The following is a 16,625-nucleotide window of genomic DNA, read 5'->3' as shown; positions in this document are numbered from 1 at the left end:
TCCCAGATGCGCTTGTCCGCGGCGTCGTCGAAGAACAGGGCGCGCATCAGCGGCTTGCCCTGTGCCAAACCCGTGTGGGCCTCCTGTGCCAGGTAGGGCACCAGGCGCTCGCGCAGGTGGGCATACCTGCGGGAGATCTCCAGGACGCGGGGGTCGCCGGAGCGGTCGGCGATGTTCCACGGGGTGCGGTCGCGCAGCGGCAGCCGGTGGTGGTTGTACTCCGAGTGGTAGGAAGCGCCCAAGGGCCAGGAGATGAAGCGCGGACCACAGTTCAACACCCTCCTGCGTGACCTGCTGCACGCTCCCCGCCAGAGGGCCACTTCGCGGAAACCCGAGCGCCTTGGGCGGCGTGCGGCATCGCCGCCTCACGCTCGCTCCACCGGCGGCGACGGCTGAGGCCGGCCAAGGGCCACCGTTTGAGGCTGGGGGGCCTGGCTGTCCGAGGCAGCAGGTAGTCTCGATCACCTCGTCAACGCGGCCCGACGGGCTTCCGCTCCACCCCGGTGGAGTCTTAACGGACATGCCCCCACCCGCACGAGTCACTTCGTGCTGCCTGGGGGAAGTCCTTGCTGTTCCGCGCGTCTGCTCAATCGGTCGCCGCCATGGGGTTCGACGGTTCGCTCTACCTCCACCTCACCGAGCAGTTCGTCCACATGCACGGCTACCGGCCCAGTACCTCGGAGATGCGCTCCTGGGAGCGCAGCATCCCCGCTTTGGCCAGTGCGCTCAATGACGCGGGGCTGGGGGCGGTGGAGGTCATGCTGGAGTACGCGCTGCCGCTCAACAGCAAGCGCGCCGACGCCGTCCTGGCCGGGGTGCACCCGGTCACGGGCGACCCGTCCTACGTCGTGGTCGAGTTGAAGCAGTGGAGCCAGGCCGAGCCGGACGAGGACGATGCGGAGCTGTGCCGCGTCGACGCCTATACGCATGCGGTCCTCAATCCCATCGAGCAGGTACGCCGCTACTGCGAGTACCTCGTGAATTTCAACGGTGCGGTGGCCGAGCATCCCCAGCGGGTCCACGGCGTGGCCTACCTGCACAACGCCACCGAGTTCGGCGTGGGCGGTCTGCGGGCCGTCGAGAACAACGAGCGGGGTCAGTTGTTCACCGGCCAGCAGCGCGGCGAGTTTCTCGACTATCTGCGGGCCAGGCTCAGCGACCGGCAGTCGGGTGCCCGCGCCGCCGACGAGCTCTTGGCGGCGAAGACGGTGCCGTCGAAGCAGCTGATGGCGGTCGCGGCCCAGGAGGTGCGGGAGCGGGAGCAGTTCGTGCTGTTGGACGAGCAGCAGGTCGCCTACCGCATGGTGCTGAACGCGGTGCGCCGCGCGAAGACGTCCGATCACAAGGAGGTCGTGGTCGTCACCGGTGGCCCCGGGACCGGCAAGAGCGTGATCGCGCTGTCCCTGCTCGGGGAGCTGTACCGGCAGGGAGTGCCGGCCCTGCACGCCACCGGGTCGCAGTCGTTCACCAAGACGATGCGCAAGGTCGCCGGCAGCCGCAAACGGGAGGTGCAGGAGCTGTTCAAGTACTTCAACAGCTTCATGACAGCCGAGAAGAACACGCTCGACGTCCTGATCTGCGACGAGGCCCACCGCATCCGGGAGACCTCCGCCAACCGCTACACCCCCGCCGCCCACCGCACCGGCCGGCGGCAGATCGACGAGCTCATCGACGTCGCCCGCGTCCCCGTGTTCCTCCTGGACGAGCACCAAGTCGTGCGTCCTGGCGAGATGGGCACGGTAGAGGAGATCAAGGCGGCCGCGGCGGCCAAGGGCCTCGACTGCCATGTGGTGCCGCTGGAGAGCCAGTTCCGCTGCGGGGGCAGCGACGCCTACCTGCGCTGGGTGGTGCGCCTACTGGGCCTTGAGCCCGGCGGCCCTCTCGTCTGGGAGCCCGACGACCGGATGTGGCTGCTGGTCGCCGACAGCCCGCAGGAGATGGAGGCGTTCCTTCAGGCACGCCGCGCCCAGGGCTACGGGGCGCGCATGTCGGCCGGCTACTGCTGGCGCTGGTCCCCGGAGCCCAAGCCGGGCGAGCCGCTTGCGGCCGATGTCGTCATCGGCGACTGGGCACGACCCTGGAACCTGCGCGGGGAGCGCTCCGTCTCCGGCGCGCCCCCGGCCGCGCTGTGGGCGACCGACCCGGCCGGCTTCGGACAGATCGGCTGCGTCTACACCGCCCAGGGCTTCGAGTACGACTGGTCCGGCGTCATCATCGGCCCCGACCTCCTCTGGCGCCAAGGCCGCTGGGTCACTGACCGCACCGCGTCCAAGGACCCCGTCTTCAAGAAGGCGACGCCGGACGCCGACGTCGACCGCTTGATCCGCAACACCTACAAGGTGCTGCTGACCCGGGGCATGGTCGGCACCGTCGTGTACTCCACCGACCCCCAAACCCAGGAAAGGCTGCGCCAGCTGGTGGGCGGCCATGCGGAGCAGGCGCCCGTCGGCGTCGGGCGAACGGCGGCAGTCCCGCACCGGTCAGCCGCACCCGATCACACCGGATAGCCCGCGGTCTCGCCGGTCGCACACCGCAGCCAGAAGGGCCGCCCAGGACACCGCGTCCAGCAAAGCGAACCTCGTCGGGGTTCTCCCAGTCGGACTGATCAATACTGCGGAGTTTTAGGAAGCGATCGACTGCCGATTGACGTCAGCTCGTACAACCTGTCCGGCGACAGTCAAGGCTGGCCGCTCTGCGGCCCTAAGCGTCCTGCTACGGGCCCTCTCTGTCAAAGTGGTGTGAGGCGGGCATACCGTACGATTCATTGAGTCGATGACCGAGGGCGGAGAAGGAGTAGTACCCCAGGTGGCCAGCATCAACGACCCCGGGACCCCTGATCCGCAGGTAGAACCCCGTTCGACCGGGCCGCGCCGGTACTCCGCGGAGTACAAGGCGAGGATCCTGGCCGAGTACGAGACGCTCGACCCGCAGGGCAAGGGTGCCCTGCTGCGCCGGGAGGGCCTGTACTCGTCATTGATCACTCACTGGCGGCAGCAGCGGGAGAAGGGTGCGAAGGCGGCCCTCGCCGCGCCCGCCGGGCGGCCGAAGACCGATCCGCGGGACAAGGAGATCAAGCGGCTGGAGGCGGAGAACGCCCGGCTGCAAGCCGAGTTGGGCAAGGCCCGCACCGTCATCGAGGTGCAGGGAAAACTCTCCGCGCTGCTCGACCAGCTCGCCACGGGCGGCGCCACGGCCACGAACGGCGAGAGCTGGTGATCCTCACTGCGGACACGGACACGGACACGGACACGGACACGGACACGGACACGGGGACCGAGGGCCAGGATCCGGTGGCGGGCACGGTATTCGAGGCCGCTCGCACCGAGGCCCTGGAGGAGCTCACTGGCGTAGTCGGCCGGGTGCGGGCGTGCTGGGCGCTCGGTGTGAGCCGGGCAACCTACTACCGCCACCATCGCCAGAGCCCGGCTCCGGCCCGGCCGCCCCGGCGGGAGCGGCGGCGTCATCCCCGTGCGCTCGCTCCGGCCGAGGAGGCGCGGGTCCTGGAAACGCTCCGCTCGGAGGAGTTCGTCGACATGGCTCCCGCCGAGATCTACGCGGTCCTCCTGGACCGGGGCGTCTACCTGTGTTCGGAGTCGACGATGTACCGGATCCTGCGCCGGCACGGCGAGGTCCGCGAGCGGCGCCGGCAGGCCACCCACCCTCCGCGCAAGAAGCCCGAACTCGTCGCCGAGAGCCCGAACCGGGTCTGGTCGTGGGACATCACCAAACTGAAGGGCCCCGTCAGGGGCAGCTACTACTGCCTCTACACGATCATCGACATCTACAGCCGCTACACCACCGGCTGGATGCTCGCCACGGTCGAGAACAAGGAACTGGCCGAGCAGTTCCTCTCCTCCACGATCGCCAAGTACCAAGTGGAGTACGGCCAGTTGACGATCCACTCCGACCGGGGCTCGCCGATGGTCGCCGAGAACGTCGCGCAGATGATGTCGAACCTCGGCGTCACCAAGTCGCACTCCCGACCGAAAACCTCAAACGACAACCCCTACTCGGAGAGCCAGTACAAAACCCTCAAATACCGGCACGACTTCCCCGACAGGTTCGGCTGTATCGAGGACGCACGTTCTTGGTGCGAGCGGTTCTTCGACTGGTACAACCTGGAGCACAGACACTCCGGCATAGCCATGCACACCCCGTTCGATGTGCACTTCCACCTCGCCGATCAGCTCCGCGAGATGCGCGCCGACGTTCTCGCCAGCGTCTACGAGAAGCACCCCGAACGCTTCGTCCGCAAGGCCCCCGAGCCGCCGAAACTCCCCGAGGCCGCCTGGATCAACAAGCCCGACGAACCCGACGAACCCAGACCGGACGATCAAACGATCCCAGCACAGCGATAGAACACTTCACCTGCCTTGATCGCGTTGACAGGCTCCGGGGGCCGTAGAGCGTTGAAGAGCATCACTTGGGCTGGCGGATCTCCGGCAGCAGGTCGTCCAGCAGTCCACTTACGTCACTCCCGCCCAGGACCAGCTGTCGATCCAGCAGTCGGTTTCCGGTCTCGCACGAGGTCTCGCTCACCAGGGAGCAACCATGGCAGGCCGAGAGGTTCAGGTGCGAGGCTCCCTGCCGGTCACTCTCGATGCAGACCGGATCGTTGGAACAGAAGTCCGCATCGTCCAGGGCTGCCACAAGGAGCGGGATCAACTTCTCGGGATCCCCGAGCCTGACAAGGCCACCGAGGGTCCCCTGGGCGTCCCCCGCTGCGGTGTAGATCAAGATCCCGGCGGTCTTGTCCGTACGGTCGGAGTTCGCATAGATCCGCTCCTGCAGCGCAGCAGACGCATAGCCGCTTGCGAACGCCAGTCGCCGGATGAGCAGGTGCGCCAGCGTGTGCAGGGCGATGTACCTGGGTTCCGGCACATCGAGGCGGCCGGCCCAGGGAGAGTCGGCCCTACGCGTCTTGAGGATGCCGGCTCGTGCCTGCACCCCCGGCTGTGCCTCCCATGCGGCGAGCTTCTCCTCGTCGAACCGCAGGAAGATCCCTTCCCCGAACAGCTCGATCGCCGGGTAGGTGGGCCAACGCCGCTGGTCCGGCCCGAGATCGGCGTTGATCATCGCCGCTTCCGCATCGTGGCGCCGGAATCCTCGCAGAGCACGGACCTCACGGACCCGACGCACCTGCCCGATACCGCTGATCTTGCTGAGCAGACTCTGCGGTCCTGCGACGCCTTCGAGGCTTCGCCCGTCGACAACGAAGTCGCTTCCCGTACCGTCACGCCCGCTGTGCAGCTTCTTCAGGAACGCCGCCCACTCGCCGTCCTTGAGGTCGAGCAGCATCTCGTCCGGCGGGGTCTCCTCCCCGGCCGCCACGGCGAGGACTGTTTCCGGCGTCACTCCGAGATCGTCGGCGATCCACTGCGCCACCTGCTCTGACAGAGGTCCGCCGTTGTCTGTCACGACTTTCTCGAAGAACACGTGCCCGCGGATCTTGTCGGCTGCTTCTGCGGACTGCGGACGTTCTTCCGGGATGTCGAGAGCCGAGATCCGCTCGGCGATGTAGTTACCCGTGGCACCGCGCTGCACGGCGACCAGCTCGTACGGGCAAGGCTTCTTGACGGAGTCTTCCGGTTCCCAGGGCTGCCGTCCCGCGCAACGGATCCCGTCCCGGTGCAGAGCCCCCTTCGTCACGAGTTCCGCGAGCTTGCGCTCGTTCCCACACCCGTAGCACTTCACCACCAGTGCCGCGAGGCCTTCGCCACGGGTGGCCAGCTTGTGGAACCTGAGCGATTTGTAGTCACGGCAGAAGCGGACCGCATCGTTCAAACTCGCCGCACGTCCACGATGTGCCCACTGGAACCAGTTGATGTCCTGAGCATGGCTGCCCTTTTCACAGACGGCGATGTATCGCATCGGTACGAGCACACCGCCGCACTCGCAGGTGTTGCTCCACTTGCCCTTTTTCTTCCCGGTCAACTTCGAGAGCTTGTCGCAACGCTCACAGAACCGCCACGCGGGAAAGCGCCAGTACGGCAGCGCGGGGGTGTCCTTGCCGGTACGACCCGCATGCGCTGGCGGCTGTCTCAGGACGCCGGCACCAAGGCGGGCCATCAGACGCTCACAGCTGATCTCGTGGGCGAACTTCTTGTCCCACCAGGACGTGTCCGGCGCCATGAGGGACTCGCCGCGGACATCGACGATCGCTCCCACACCGAATGGTGAGATCGTCTCGGAGAGACGCAGGTCATGCCTGATCTTCTCCACGGTGCACCTCCTCCTGCGGCTCCTGGACCTCAACTGCCACGTTGGGCTCCACGGACCTCATCGAGTCTCCGACGAGCCACCCTTCGCCGGGCTGACCGAACTTCTTCAACAGAGCTGCCTGATCCTTTTTCGTGCGCTGGTAGTACAGGGGCTCGTCCGACTCGCGTGCTTGTGCCGCCCGACGGTCCCAGTCCTGCAGAAGGCTCCACACCGCGGAGCGCGTCTCTGCCGCTTCAAGGCTGTCGGCACGCGTCACATAGCCGAGGAACTTGTCCACGAGTCGATCGACCGCTTCGCGGAGCCTGTCGTCCTTGAGGTCAAGCCGACCTGCCGCGTCGTTCGGGGCGAGCGCGGTGAAGGACTGCCTCAGGAGTGCCACGAGCGCGCCGGCGAGCGATCGGTCGCGTGAGGCCAACGACCACGGCGTGACGCTCGTGGGTTCCACGCTCCGGTAGAGAGCCTCGTGGTAGCCGCGGAAGGTCTCGAAGTGCGACCGGTCCCGGGCCCTGCTCGACCGGAACAGGGTGACGACGACGCCTTTCGTGTCTCCACGTCCGACGCGGCTGGTGGCCTGGATGTACTCGGCCGTGGTCTTCGGCTGCCCCACCATGAGCATCAGCGCGAGCCTCGGAATGTCGATGCCTACGGAGAGCATGTTCGACGAGAGGACCACGTCGACGGCCTCCGACGACTCGTCGGCCCTGACCCGGAGCGCGCGAAGATCGTTCGGCAGTTCCTCGGCTCCGCGACGGCTCGTCAGTTCCAGGACCTTCTCTGCCCTGACCTGTCGCAGGGGGAAGCCGAGCCTTTCGGCGCGAGGCTCCAGACGGCCGTTGACGTCGTCGACGACTAGCGTTCCGGTACGCCCGAGCTCACGAAGACTGTTGTGGTACATGACCAGCGTCCAGTACGCGTCCCGTGACGCGGCGGACGGAGCGCGGGCGGCGAGCGCCTCCGGCATCTCCACCATGGGGGTGACGGCGGCGATGACGGCCGACGGCTGCGAGACCGACTGTGGCATGAGGCCGACGTAGAGACGTCCTTCTCCGCTCTCCACGGGGCGGGAGAAGAAGGTCCGGTCGTCGTCGAGTCCTGACGGCGGATACAGGGCTACTTCACGCCCGTACAGTCCTTCCACCTGTTCCTCGGACGCACGGATGGTGGCCGTCGAAGCCACGATCTTGGGGATGGAGCCCGACCGGCTCAGCAGGAGCTGGATCACTGCGTCGAAGACGGCGACGGTGGTCCCGAGAGGCCCCGAGAGCAGGTGCAGCTCGTCCTGGATGATCATGGATGGTTGCTTGAAGATGGTTCCGAGGCCGAGCAGCTTGCCGGCTTCCGGCCTGAACTGCAGACGCGCGAACTTGTCGACGGTGGCCAGCAGGATCGTGGGGGGTTCCTCGTACAGCACCTCGTCGACGACCGCGAGCGGCAGTTTGTCGGCGAACTCGCACGACTTGTCGACGCAGTGGAGTACGACGTCCGTGCCCTCCAAGCGCATGCCGTAGTCCTGAGGCTTGTCGCTCCTGAGCTTCGGCACCAACGGCGTCAAGCACCATGGGCAGCTCTCGACTTGGAATTCGTTCGCCTCTTCCGGACGCGTGGCCTTCTGAAGACGCTTGAGTGCGTCACGCGCCTCTCCACGCGTGCCGGGGGTGACTTCGTTGCCGACCCACAGGCCGATCGAGAACGGCACCATTCCCTTCGCCCGTTCGTCCGTGGCCCGCAGCTTCTCCATCGCGCAGACCAGCGCCGCAGCACGCTGGAACTGCTGAGAGGTCAGGAGCCGCAAGGTGTAGCGGGTGATGACGGCGGTTCCCCCACCGGCCATTCCATGAGCGAGCCGCCGGTGGAAGGTTTCGATCGCGGCGAGGCCCAGATACGCCTCGGTTTTGCCACCGCCGGTCGGGAACCAGATGAGGTCTACGAGGTCCCGGTCCTTGTGCGTCTCGTCAACGGTGGATGCCAACGATACGAGCAGGAAGCCGAGTTGGAATGGGCGCCACTGCGGCTCCGGTACCTGGTCCTCCGCCTTTCCGTCGTTGATCGACGCCTGCCGCAGCTGGAGACGCATGGCGGCCATGCCGAGCGAGAAGGCCGTTCGAAGGTCCCGCCGTCCTGGTGCGCGAAGGAGGTCGATGCCCTCCCTCATTCTGTCGACGGCGTCCTGCGAACGCCTGGCGATTCGGACGGCCACGACCTTGTCGTCGCCGAAGGCTTCTGCTCGTTCCAGCTGCTGGGAAGCCCAGCCGGCGAATGCCTCGACGAATGCGTCCAGCGATCGAAGGACCGATTCGGGATCCGTGTCGATCTGCTGGAGGTGGTTCAACTCCAAGGCCCTTGCCTCGGTCGTCCCCTCGTCGAACCCCGTGGTCTCGACGGCGGGCACCACGAAGGCCGGTACGGGATCGAGGAAGGCCTTGGTGCAACGGTCCGCCGTGAGCTCCCAGTCCGCGGCCATACCGTGCCCGACCGCGTAGACCTTTCGCTTGCGGTAGCGCAGACGTAGCTCGGCGGCTTCCGGGTCGGTGTCGAACGAACGCGTCGTGTCGTACTCCAGGATTTCCGCGCCGGCGGAAGGAGTGACGGCCAGTTGGACCTGGAACAGCATGAGTGGTATGTCGAGTCGGTCGTCACCCGTGGATTCGGTCATGACCCGCACGTGCACAGTGACCAAAGAGTCACCCTGGAAGTCACGCCAACGTGCCCCGACCTCGACCGAAACACCGGCCACGGCGAACTGCTTGGGCCCGTCGTCCCGCCGGAGAACGAGGTCATCGGCGGAGAAGGGGGTACGCCGCCACCTCGGTGGCCCGTCCCCCTCGACAATGGCGTACGTGCCGCACGTGAAGTCGACGTCGACGGAGTCGCCGTTGGTGACGAAGGAGATCGCGACGGACGAGGGTCTCCAGTCCTCGGCCAGTGGGGGTGCGGCGCCATTCTCCTCGACATCGCCGTCGGGAACATCGGCGGAGACCTCCTCGTCCGCGTCCCCGCCGTCATGAGGTTGGCCGGCCGCGGCCTCGACCGGGAACAGCATGCCGACGGCGTACTGCCGGTGAGGCAAGTTCGCCGTGACCTCCTCGTCTCCCGCCTCAGGCCCCACGTAGGAGGCTCGGAGATGCTGCAGGGCCTCCTTCTGGGCCACTGTGAGGTTCACTTGCCAACCTTCTTTCGAAGAAGATCTTGGAGCCGCTTCTTGTCGTCCTTGGACGCGACCACGTGGAGCGTGACCCGCGCCCTCGTGACGGCCACGTAGAACGCGGCCAGTCCCCGGTCGTCGAATTCCCGTGGCAGGTCGCAGACAATGACGTGCTCTGCTTCCAGCCCCTTGGCGAACCGCGGGTTCGTCACGAGGAATCCGGCCTCGCTCCTGCGCGGCTCGGCGTCCTCGGAGACACTGATGATCCAGATGTCCTGGCGGCGGGCCCCGTTTGCAACGAGGTCGCGAGCCACGTCCTCGGCCGTGGCGACCTTGGCCGTCGTGTCGGACCACCGCCATTCCACACGGTCACCGTGGACGATGCCCGGGTCTCCGACATCGGCGCCGAGGTACTCCTGTACGACGTGGACGATCGCCCGGGTGTTGCGGACGTTGCGATCCAGTTCGTACTGGAGCGCCTCCTGCTGGATCAACTCGCACACATCCGGGTCGAATTCGCCGTCGACGCGTGCCTGGTTGTTGGGGTCGAGGAACATCCTCCACCGGCCGGCTTCGCGACCTCCTCGGATCACTGCGTCCAGTGCGTCCATGCCCTCGGCGTTCATGAGGTCCTGTGCCTCGTCGACGAAGACGACGTCGTACTGCTTGTGACCGGACAGGTCCGCGAAGGGAAGGAGATCGATGTTTCTGCCGGCGATCCGTGGGCCGAAGAAGTCGACGAGGGCGGGCGAGTGAAAGGTGATGAGGACCGACTTTCCCTCGCCCGCCTCCTGCTTCGCGCCTTCTGCCAGCACCAGGGATTTTCCGGTGCCCGCGCCCCCAAAGACGAGCATCCTCGGATTCCGAGAGAGCGCGGCCAGGACTCGGGCCTGACCTTCGGTCGCTCGATTCTGCTCCTCTATCACGGCGCCCCGCTGCGCATCGATGACGGGCATCCGTGTGAACTCACCGAAGAGACGGGCCCGCAGAGTCTCAAGACGGGCAACCCTGACTCCGAAGGGGGCGGTCCTTGCCTCGCGGGCAACCCTCTCGAAGGCTTCCGTCATCGCGGCGATGCTCATCTGGTCCTTGGCCCACCAGTGGCTCCCCTTCCACTCGACGGCGGCCGGAGGGGCATCTATGTCAGGGGTGAGGGCAACGGCCTCGGTCGCGAACCAACCGACGCCTTCCTCGTGGAGAATGTCGCGCAACGCGTACATCGCCGATTCCGCCTGGTCCATCGGGGACTCACGCAACTTCTTCCAGTCACCGTGGCGGTCGATGGAGTACCAGAGGCCGTCGTACTTCCTGACGCCCCCGCCCTTGACCTCGATGAGGATGACGACGCCGTCCCAGAGCACAACGAAGTCCGCTTCTGCCTGCTGCTTGACCGCATGGCTTCGCAGCTTCACGGAGTGGAAGGCGACCGCGTCATGGGGCCCGTCGATCGCCCGCAGCAGCCGGGCCACCCGCCGCTCGGCGCTGCTGGTGGTCGTCGTCTCGATGCCGGCGAGGTCCGGTATGAGGATCATGCTCCCTGCTTTCGCCAGAGGCCCTCGTAGGCACGGAATCCGAGGAAGTCGTTGACTGCACCGAAGTTGTCGGCGACGTCCACGATGAGGCACTCCTCCTTGCCACCGTTCTCAGGACCACGCAGACCGCGGCCGGCCATCTGGATGTACGCGCTGGGGCTGAACGTCGGCCTCGCGATGTACAGCGCCCGGACGCCAGGCGCGTCGAAGCCCTGGATCAGCAGGTCACAGTTGGCCAGAACCCGGATCTCGTTCTTCTTGAACCTCTCGATGACCTCCCGACGCGCTTGCCGTCCGGTCTGACCGCTGACCGCCTCGGCCGCGACCTGCCGGTACCGAAGCGTCGCCGCAAGAACCTGGGCGGACAGGACATTCGGCGTGAACACAAGGATCGGCCATTCCGGATCCTGGCTCAGAATGTGCTCCACGAGAATCCTCATGCGCGCCTGGTCCCGGCCGATGCGGTCGAGAACCTGAGGCTCCAGCTTGCGCAGAGACCGCACCTGTGCAAGTTCATCCGGCTTCAGTGCAACTTCCACACCGTCCAACACCTCGTGTCGGACCCGGGCGAGGACGCGCCTCTTCGACAGCTCCTCGTAGGCGTTACCGTCGAAAGCGCTCATCTTGTGGTTCCCGAAGCGAACCGCCAGTTCCTTCGTCGGCTCGGTGACATCCCCACTCCCCTTGAACGGCGTCGCCGAGATGCCCACCAGAGGCCGTTCCCAGCTACGACCGTCGACTCCGAGCCACCTGAGAATCTTCGTGTACATCTTCGACCCGCCGGCCCGGTGCGCCTCGTCGATGAACACCGCAGAGGCCCGGCTCAGCCACTCATACTCAGGAGTGTCGGCGACCCGATCGAGCTTGGCGTCGGTGGCCACGATCACGCTGAACTCGGTGTCGGGTTCGTGGACGACGTTGGTGTTCCAGAGTCGACCGATCGTCAACGGGCGCTCGTCACCGAGCCAACGCCAGACGGTGCTGAACGTCTGCACCGCCTGTTCGCAGAGCTCCTCCGACTGCGCAATCCAGAGCACGGTTCCGCTCATGTCACCATCGGCGAAGAGCCGCAATACGGTTTCGGTGGCCACGCGGGTCTTCCCAGCTCCCGTCGGAAGCTCCACCATGCCCTTGCGTGCGCGACCGTCTACTTGCCGGGACGTCAGGACCTCCTGCAGTTCCTCGCTGATCTTCTCCTGGAAGTCGTGCAGAGGCTTGAGCTTCACGGCACCGGGCACGACGAACTCCTCGGCCTGGTGCCGGCCACGACGCCCGGCGTACTTGGTGCCGAACCCCATCTTCCGGAGCCAGGCGACGGTCGATGCTCCACCCGCCCACGTCGTGGGAACGTCCGTGTACCCCTCGGAGCTGAACTCCTGGGCGAGGAGCTTGATCGAGTCGCTGCCGTAGACGGTCAGGAAGAGCTCCGCGACGGACGTGGAGTCGTCCACCAGGCCCTGCCCCTCGAGTGCCTGCCAAAGCCCCTTCGGCAGGTTCTCCTTAAGCGTGTCGTCCCCAATGAAGATCGCCAGCCGCTCTGCGTCACCGGACGCAGCCTTGGCAGCCTGCCGTTGTGTTTCCAGATGTTGGTCGACGCGTGCCCGAAGGATGTCGTTCAGCTCGGCGTTGGACAGGCGCAAGTCGAATGCCCCGTTGACGATCTGCAGGACACGATGCGCGTCGAGGTCCGCTTGGACCACCAGGGTCAGTCCCTGGAGGTGCCATTCGAGCGACTGGTCCTCAACGCCGTCCTCAGTGGTCACACGCTTCGTGATCTGGACGGCCTTCGCCACAGTCGCGTTCGTGACCTTGTCCTCGACGAACGTCGAACGCAGTCCGGTGTACAAGTCGATGACGCGCTCCTCGTCCTGCCGGCCGTCGACCAGCAGCGAGAAGGAGAAGCTGTCCTCGAACCGGCGGCATCCGACTGCTTCGACGAGCAGCTCCGCTTCGTCCTGGACCACCTTGAGGTACGGCTTCTGCCTGACACTGAGGAACTCCCGTTCCTCCTCGGTCGTCGCCAAGTACACCGCGTCGGGCCGCCTCGTCTCGATGGCGCGTCCCACCCGGGCGGGGATGAGCACGGGATGCCCGTCCGGGAACGCGATCCTGCTGGCCGTAAGGACGAACCCCGTCAACGCACCGTTCTTGATCGGCGAGGTGACCTCCCCCTGGAGCGCTTCACGCAAGACTTCTGCCGGAACTTCGTTCAGTTCCTTGGGCAGCGCCAGAGAGTCTTCGACGTGACGCGGACCGCGGAAGAGTGGCAGCAGGGCCTCGTACTCGACAAGCGATGCGGACACGACGCGGCGGGGAACCCGGTAGCCGCGAGTCGACTTCAGCACCCCGGCTCGGTCCACTGCCCATCGCACAGGGGAAAGAACTCGGTGAGTGAGCCCCGTGTCGATGTCCGTGCAGAGCCAGTAGCCCACCTCGTCCAGTTTGAGAAGCCGTTCCGTCCAACGCTCGCGGACGCGGTCAGGAGCCTCCGCATCCTTCAGCATGAGAAGCGCCGAGAACGGACCAGGACCGTCGCCCCTGTCGAACTCGACCTGCTCGACAAGGCGCTCACCCGGCCCCAGCCTCCGGTTCAGCTCGTCCAGCACGTATTGGCGGTAGTCCCCGTAGTAGACCTCGTCCTCGACCGAGTACGAAGCCACCGGATCGGTGATGACACCTGCTTCGTGCGCGAGCTCACGAACGCACCTCGTTGGGTCCAACACTCGGCCGGGCGTGCCATCGCCGAGGCCATCGATGTCCAGCACGTGCTCGGGCGAAGCCCAGCCGCCGTCGCGTGTCGGGACCGGGACCCTGACACCCCTCGCCTTCTTGCTCGCCACGACTCTCTGCGCCTGCGCCATGGGCACGTCGTTGGCCGCATCCCAGAACTTGGGGAGTTCCTCGCCCTCCGACTCCGGCGACAGCTTGGCCATCCTGGCCTCGAACTTCGCGAGCGGATCGAGGTCCCGGAACCCCTTGTCACCGAGTTTCTTCGCGACGCCGGGGATCGCAAGGAAGTCCGGATCGACGAAGCACGCACCTTCGACGTCGATGTCCTCCAAGCGATGGAGGTAGACCTGACCACGGTCCTTGATGGACCGCATGCCATCCGTCGTCGGTATGACCTTCGCAGAGTTGACGCCATCGACCCTGGGGTTCAGCAACACGAAATCGAGCGCCTTCGCGGCAGACGCTATGTCAGGCCCCTCCGCCCACTCACGCAACCAAGACTGAATGCCCCTCTTACGAATCCCCTCCAACGCCTTCGCCTCGTCCCTGGGCCGCGAGTCGGCGAAAGCGGGAGAGACGCTGCACAAGTAGAGCGTCCTCAGTCGAGTCACACGCTGATTACTGACATAGCACCGCCAGTGCGGCACATCATCACCGGTGTTAGGCGACTTGATCCACTCTTCGTGATCGCGCTCGGTCGCAACGTTGACACCGAAGTCAAGAGGACGAAGCTCCGGCGGCGTGCGCAGTTCACCGATCGCGTCGGGGATCAGCGCCTTCTGGGACCCGAGCTGCGGGACATGAGCACAGAGGATCTCGTCGCCGAACGAGTGGGTTTCACGACCACGCGCCGGCATGTAGTCCAGGTGCGCCGCCGGGTCGTCGACGGACGACACCTTCGGCAACATATCGAGAAACATCTCGGAGAGAGTCACGAGAATCTCTCGGTTGTACCCATTCTCGAGCAGCGTGGTTCGGTCGTCGTTGACGCTCCAAGGGGCATTGAAGAGAGCGGACGCGGACGTCCTGTCCTGGAGCGGGAAGTATGACCAGAACTCACCCGTTCTCAGCTGGACGAAGCGCGCCGGCATGGCCACCGTGACCTTCACCTGGTTACGCGACACCGCTTCACCAACCTCAGCCCGCGCCTCAGGACTGGGGGTGTGCATCTGGTCCTCGACATACCACTCGTCGTGGTCGCCTTCGGGACGCTCGATCCGGAACTTGCCGTCGCCGAGGTCTCGTGACACGTGGCTCGTCACGAAGTCTGCGTCCGCCCCGATCACTCGGAGACGGACCTGACGCACCGCATTGACGAAGAGCAGAAACTCTGAGCGGAACTCCTCGATCTCCTTTTTGAGGTTCTCCAACTTCGAGGCGTGCGGCAGTTTGACGATGGTCGCCGCCCACTGCGCGAGTTCGGCCAGAATCGGGTCCTTGGCGAACTCGGCCTCGGCATCGATCCGCGTTGCGGTCCTCAGGATAGGGAACCTTCTAGCCGTCGACCCGATCGAAGCTATCGTCGTCTTCGCCTTGGAAGAGTTGAACTCGAAGGAGACCGATCGGCTGAAGACCTGCGGGGCATCGCTGACGGCGAGCACCGACTTGAACCCGAGGCCGAACCGCCCGATCTCGTCGCCTCTCTTACCACTGAGGTGTGCGTGAGCGATTGCCGTGAGACCACTTCGCGAGAACGGACGACCGGCGTTCGCGCAGTACAGAGTCTGGTGGCCAAGGTCGAGTACGATTTCGACCCGCCCGGCTCCCTCCTCGTGCTCGGCGGCCCCGGACATCGCGTCGGCCGCGTTCTGCACCAGTTCCAGAAGCGTTCGGTGGGAGTAACCACCGACCCGTATGGACTCCTCGTGGTTGGCGTGCTCCGTGATCAAGTTCGGATTCGCACGATACGAATCAATCGCCCGCCCGAACAGGTCGTCAACCTCACGGACCAACCCCGCGTCGGGGACCCACTCAGCACGATTCCTCGTCACGACTGCACCACCCCCACCGACACCACGATGCACAACTCCCAGACCTGCACTTACGTGGCTCCCGAATCCGATCGCCCATGTTCCCGATAGCGCGTCACATTGCACGCCGCCGACCTGACACAGAGGGTAGACGCAGCCACCGACAGATCGACTCCTGAGATCCTCGCGGCCCTTGGCTTGCGGGTGTCCGAGCCTGCAACTTGCTGCAGGCGGACGGCGTCGATGTCCTCGACCTCCCCGCGGCAAGCAAGTCCCAGTGCTGCTGCTCGGGTTCATAGCCAGGCATCGTGCGACCGCTGTCGGCGACCCTCGGGTCCAGGGGCAGGAGGACGTACCCCGGCCCAGCGCGCAGATGATGCATGATGGGACCTCACCTCAAGCCGGTCAGCGCGCGAAGACACCAACCGATGACGACGCCCCTGAAGTGCGGCCGACTGCTCTCAGGAAGCAGACTGCTGCGGCGTCAACTGCATAAATCGCACTGCGGGAGTGACTCTGCCGACCCCGTCGGGTTGCAGCAGAATCCCCTCCTGTCTACTGCAGGGTCAATGACCGGTCCAGGCCCTCTGCCTGAACGCGCACCGGACACGCACAACAACCTTCACGAGCCCCCCTCATTTATTGATCTTAAGAGTTCAACAGAACGTCGCCGCAGGGAACCCTCCGTTACCGATTCGCAATCTAAAGATCGTCTAGAGGTGCGGCCACACAGCCAGCACGGCATCAACGGGTCCGCCCACCAGGCCGGATACCCCACCCGAGAGCTGCGCCGCCCGAAGCCGCTGGACGTCTCGACAGCAATCCGCCGTCCTCGATCGCGCCTCGATAAATGTGAATCGATCTTCACAACCCCCGTTGTGCTTCGTCAGGGCTTCAGCAACCCCTCCCAAAGTGGGCTACGGCAGCCCGGGTATAGCGGCAGTGGAGTGCACCTTCCGCGCGCCCCTGTACCACCCCGCTGATGCGCACCGGTTCGCTGCGGTGCGGCCACGATGGGCCCAACCCCGG

8 protein-coding genes are annotated in these 16,625 nt (G+C 65.8%); 3 read left to right on the top strand and 5 right to left on the bottom strand.

The features are described 5' to 3' along the window. The coding region (locus ACFYX0_RS37750) for a hypothetical protein (protein ID WP_388977784.1) at positions 1-242 on the bottom strand (242 nt) is incomplete at its 3' end. A 324-nt stretch (positions 243-566) separates the two neighbouring features. On the opposite strand from ACFYX0_RS37750, the gene ACFYX0_RS37745 reads away from it, so the two are divergent. The 3 genes from ACFYX0_RS37745 to ACFYX0_RS37735 all read left to right on the top strand — a co-directional run bounded on the left by ACFYX0_RS37745 (position 567) and on the right by ACFYX0_RS37735 (position 4,358). Then, a complete protein-coding gene (locus tag ACFYX0_RS37745; RefSeq protein WP_388977782.1) occupies positions 567-2,507 on the top strand; it encodes a DNA/RNA helicase domain-containing protein in 1,941 nt (646 codons plus the stop codon). A 298-nt stretch (positions 2,508-2,805) separates the two neighbouring features. After that, positions 2,806-3,216: a transposase gene (locus ACFYX0_RS37740; RefSeq protein WP_388977779.1), complete on the top strand. Its 411-nt coding sequence runs from the start codon at positions 2,806-2,808 to the stop codon at positions 3,214-3,216. A 74-nt stretch (positions 3,217-3,290) separates the two neighbouring features. Then, positions 3,291-4,358, top strand: a complete 1,068-nt coding sequence (locus tag ACFYX0_RS37735; protein WP_388977787.1) for an IS3 family transposase — start codon at positions 3,291-3,293, stop codon at positions 4,356-4,358. Between the two features lie 61 nt (positions 4,359-4,419). Here the strand turns inward: ACFYX0_RS37735 and drmB are convergent, their stop codons facing one another. The 4 genes from drmB to ACFYX0_RS37715 are packed head-to-tail and all read right to left on the bottom strand — an operon-like array spanning position 4,420 to position 15,617. Next, the gene (gene drmB / locus ACFYX0_RS37730) at positions 4,420-6,222 is read right to left on the bottom strand and encodes a DrmB family protein (RefSeq protein ID WP_388977776.1); all 1,803 of its coding nucleotides are present in this window, start codon (positions 6,220-6,222) and stop codon (positions 4,420-4,422) included. Then, a complete protein-coding gene (locus ACFYX0_RS37725; protein ID WP_388977773.1) occupies positions 6,203-9,382 on the bottom strand; it encodes a helicase-related protein in 3,180 nt (1,059 codons plus the stop codon). Before ACFYX0_RS37725 ends, drmB begins: the two co-directional genes overlap by 20 nt. Next, positions 9,379-10,896, bottom strand: coding sequence for an NERD domain-containing protein (locus ACFYX0_RS37720; protein ID WP_388977770.1), 1,518 nt, complete (start codon positions 10,894-10,896; stop codon positions 9,379-9,381). Before ACFYX0_RS37720 ends, ACFYX0_RS37725 begins: the two co-directional genes overlap by 4 nt. Next, complete coding sequence (locus ACFYX0_RS37715) at positions 10,893-15,617, bottom strand: sacsin N-terminal ATP-binding-like domain-containing protein (RefSeq protein ID WP_388977767.1); 4,725 nt, start codon at positions 15,615-15,617, stop codon at positions 10,893-10,895. Before ACFYX0_RS37715 ends, ACFYX0_RS37720 begins: the two co-directional genes overlap by 4 nt. Between the last annotated feature and the right edge of the window lie 1,008 nt (positions 15,618-16,625).

This window comes from Streptomyces sp. NPDC002573, from assembly GCF_042889625.1.
GTDB classification, from domain to species: Bacteria; Actinomycetota; Actinomycetes; order Streptomycetales; family Streptomycetaceae; genus Streptomyces; species Streptomyces gibsoniae.
The sequence above is the reverse complement of the archived record's forward strand: the minus strand, read 5'-3'. Positions and strand labels throughout refer to the sequence as shown.

What these genes read in the sequence shown, in the direction of transcription:
- ACFYX0_RS37720 (WP_388977770.1), bottom strand. Translation starts at nt 10,896, where the DNA reads ATGATCCTCATACCGGACCTCGCCGGCATCGAGACGACGACCACCAGC.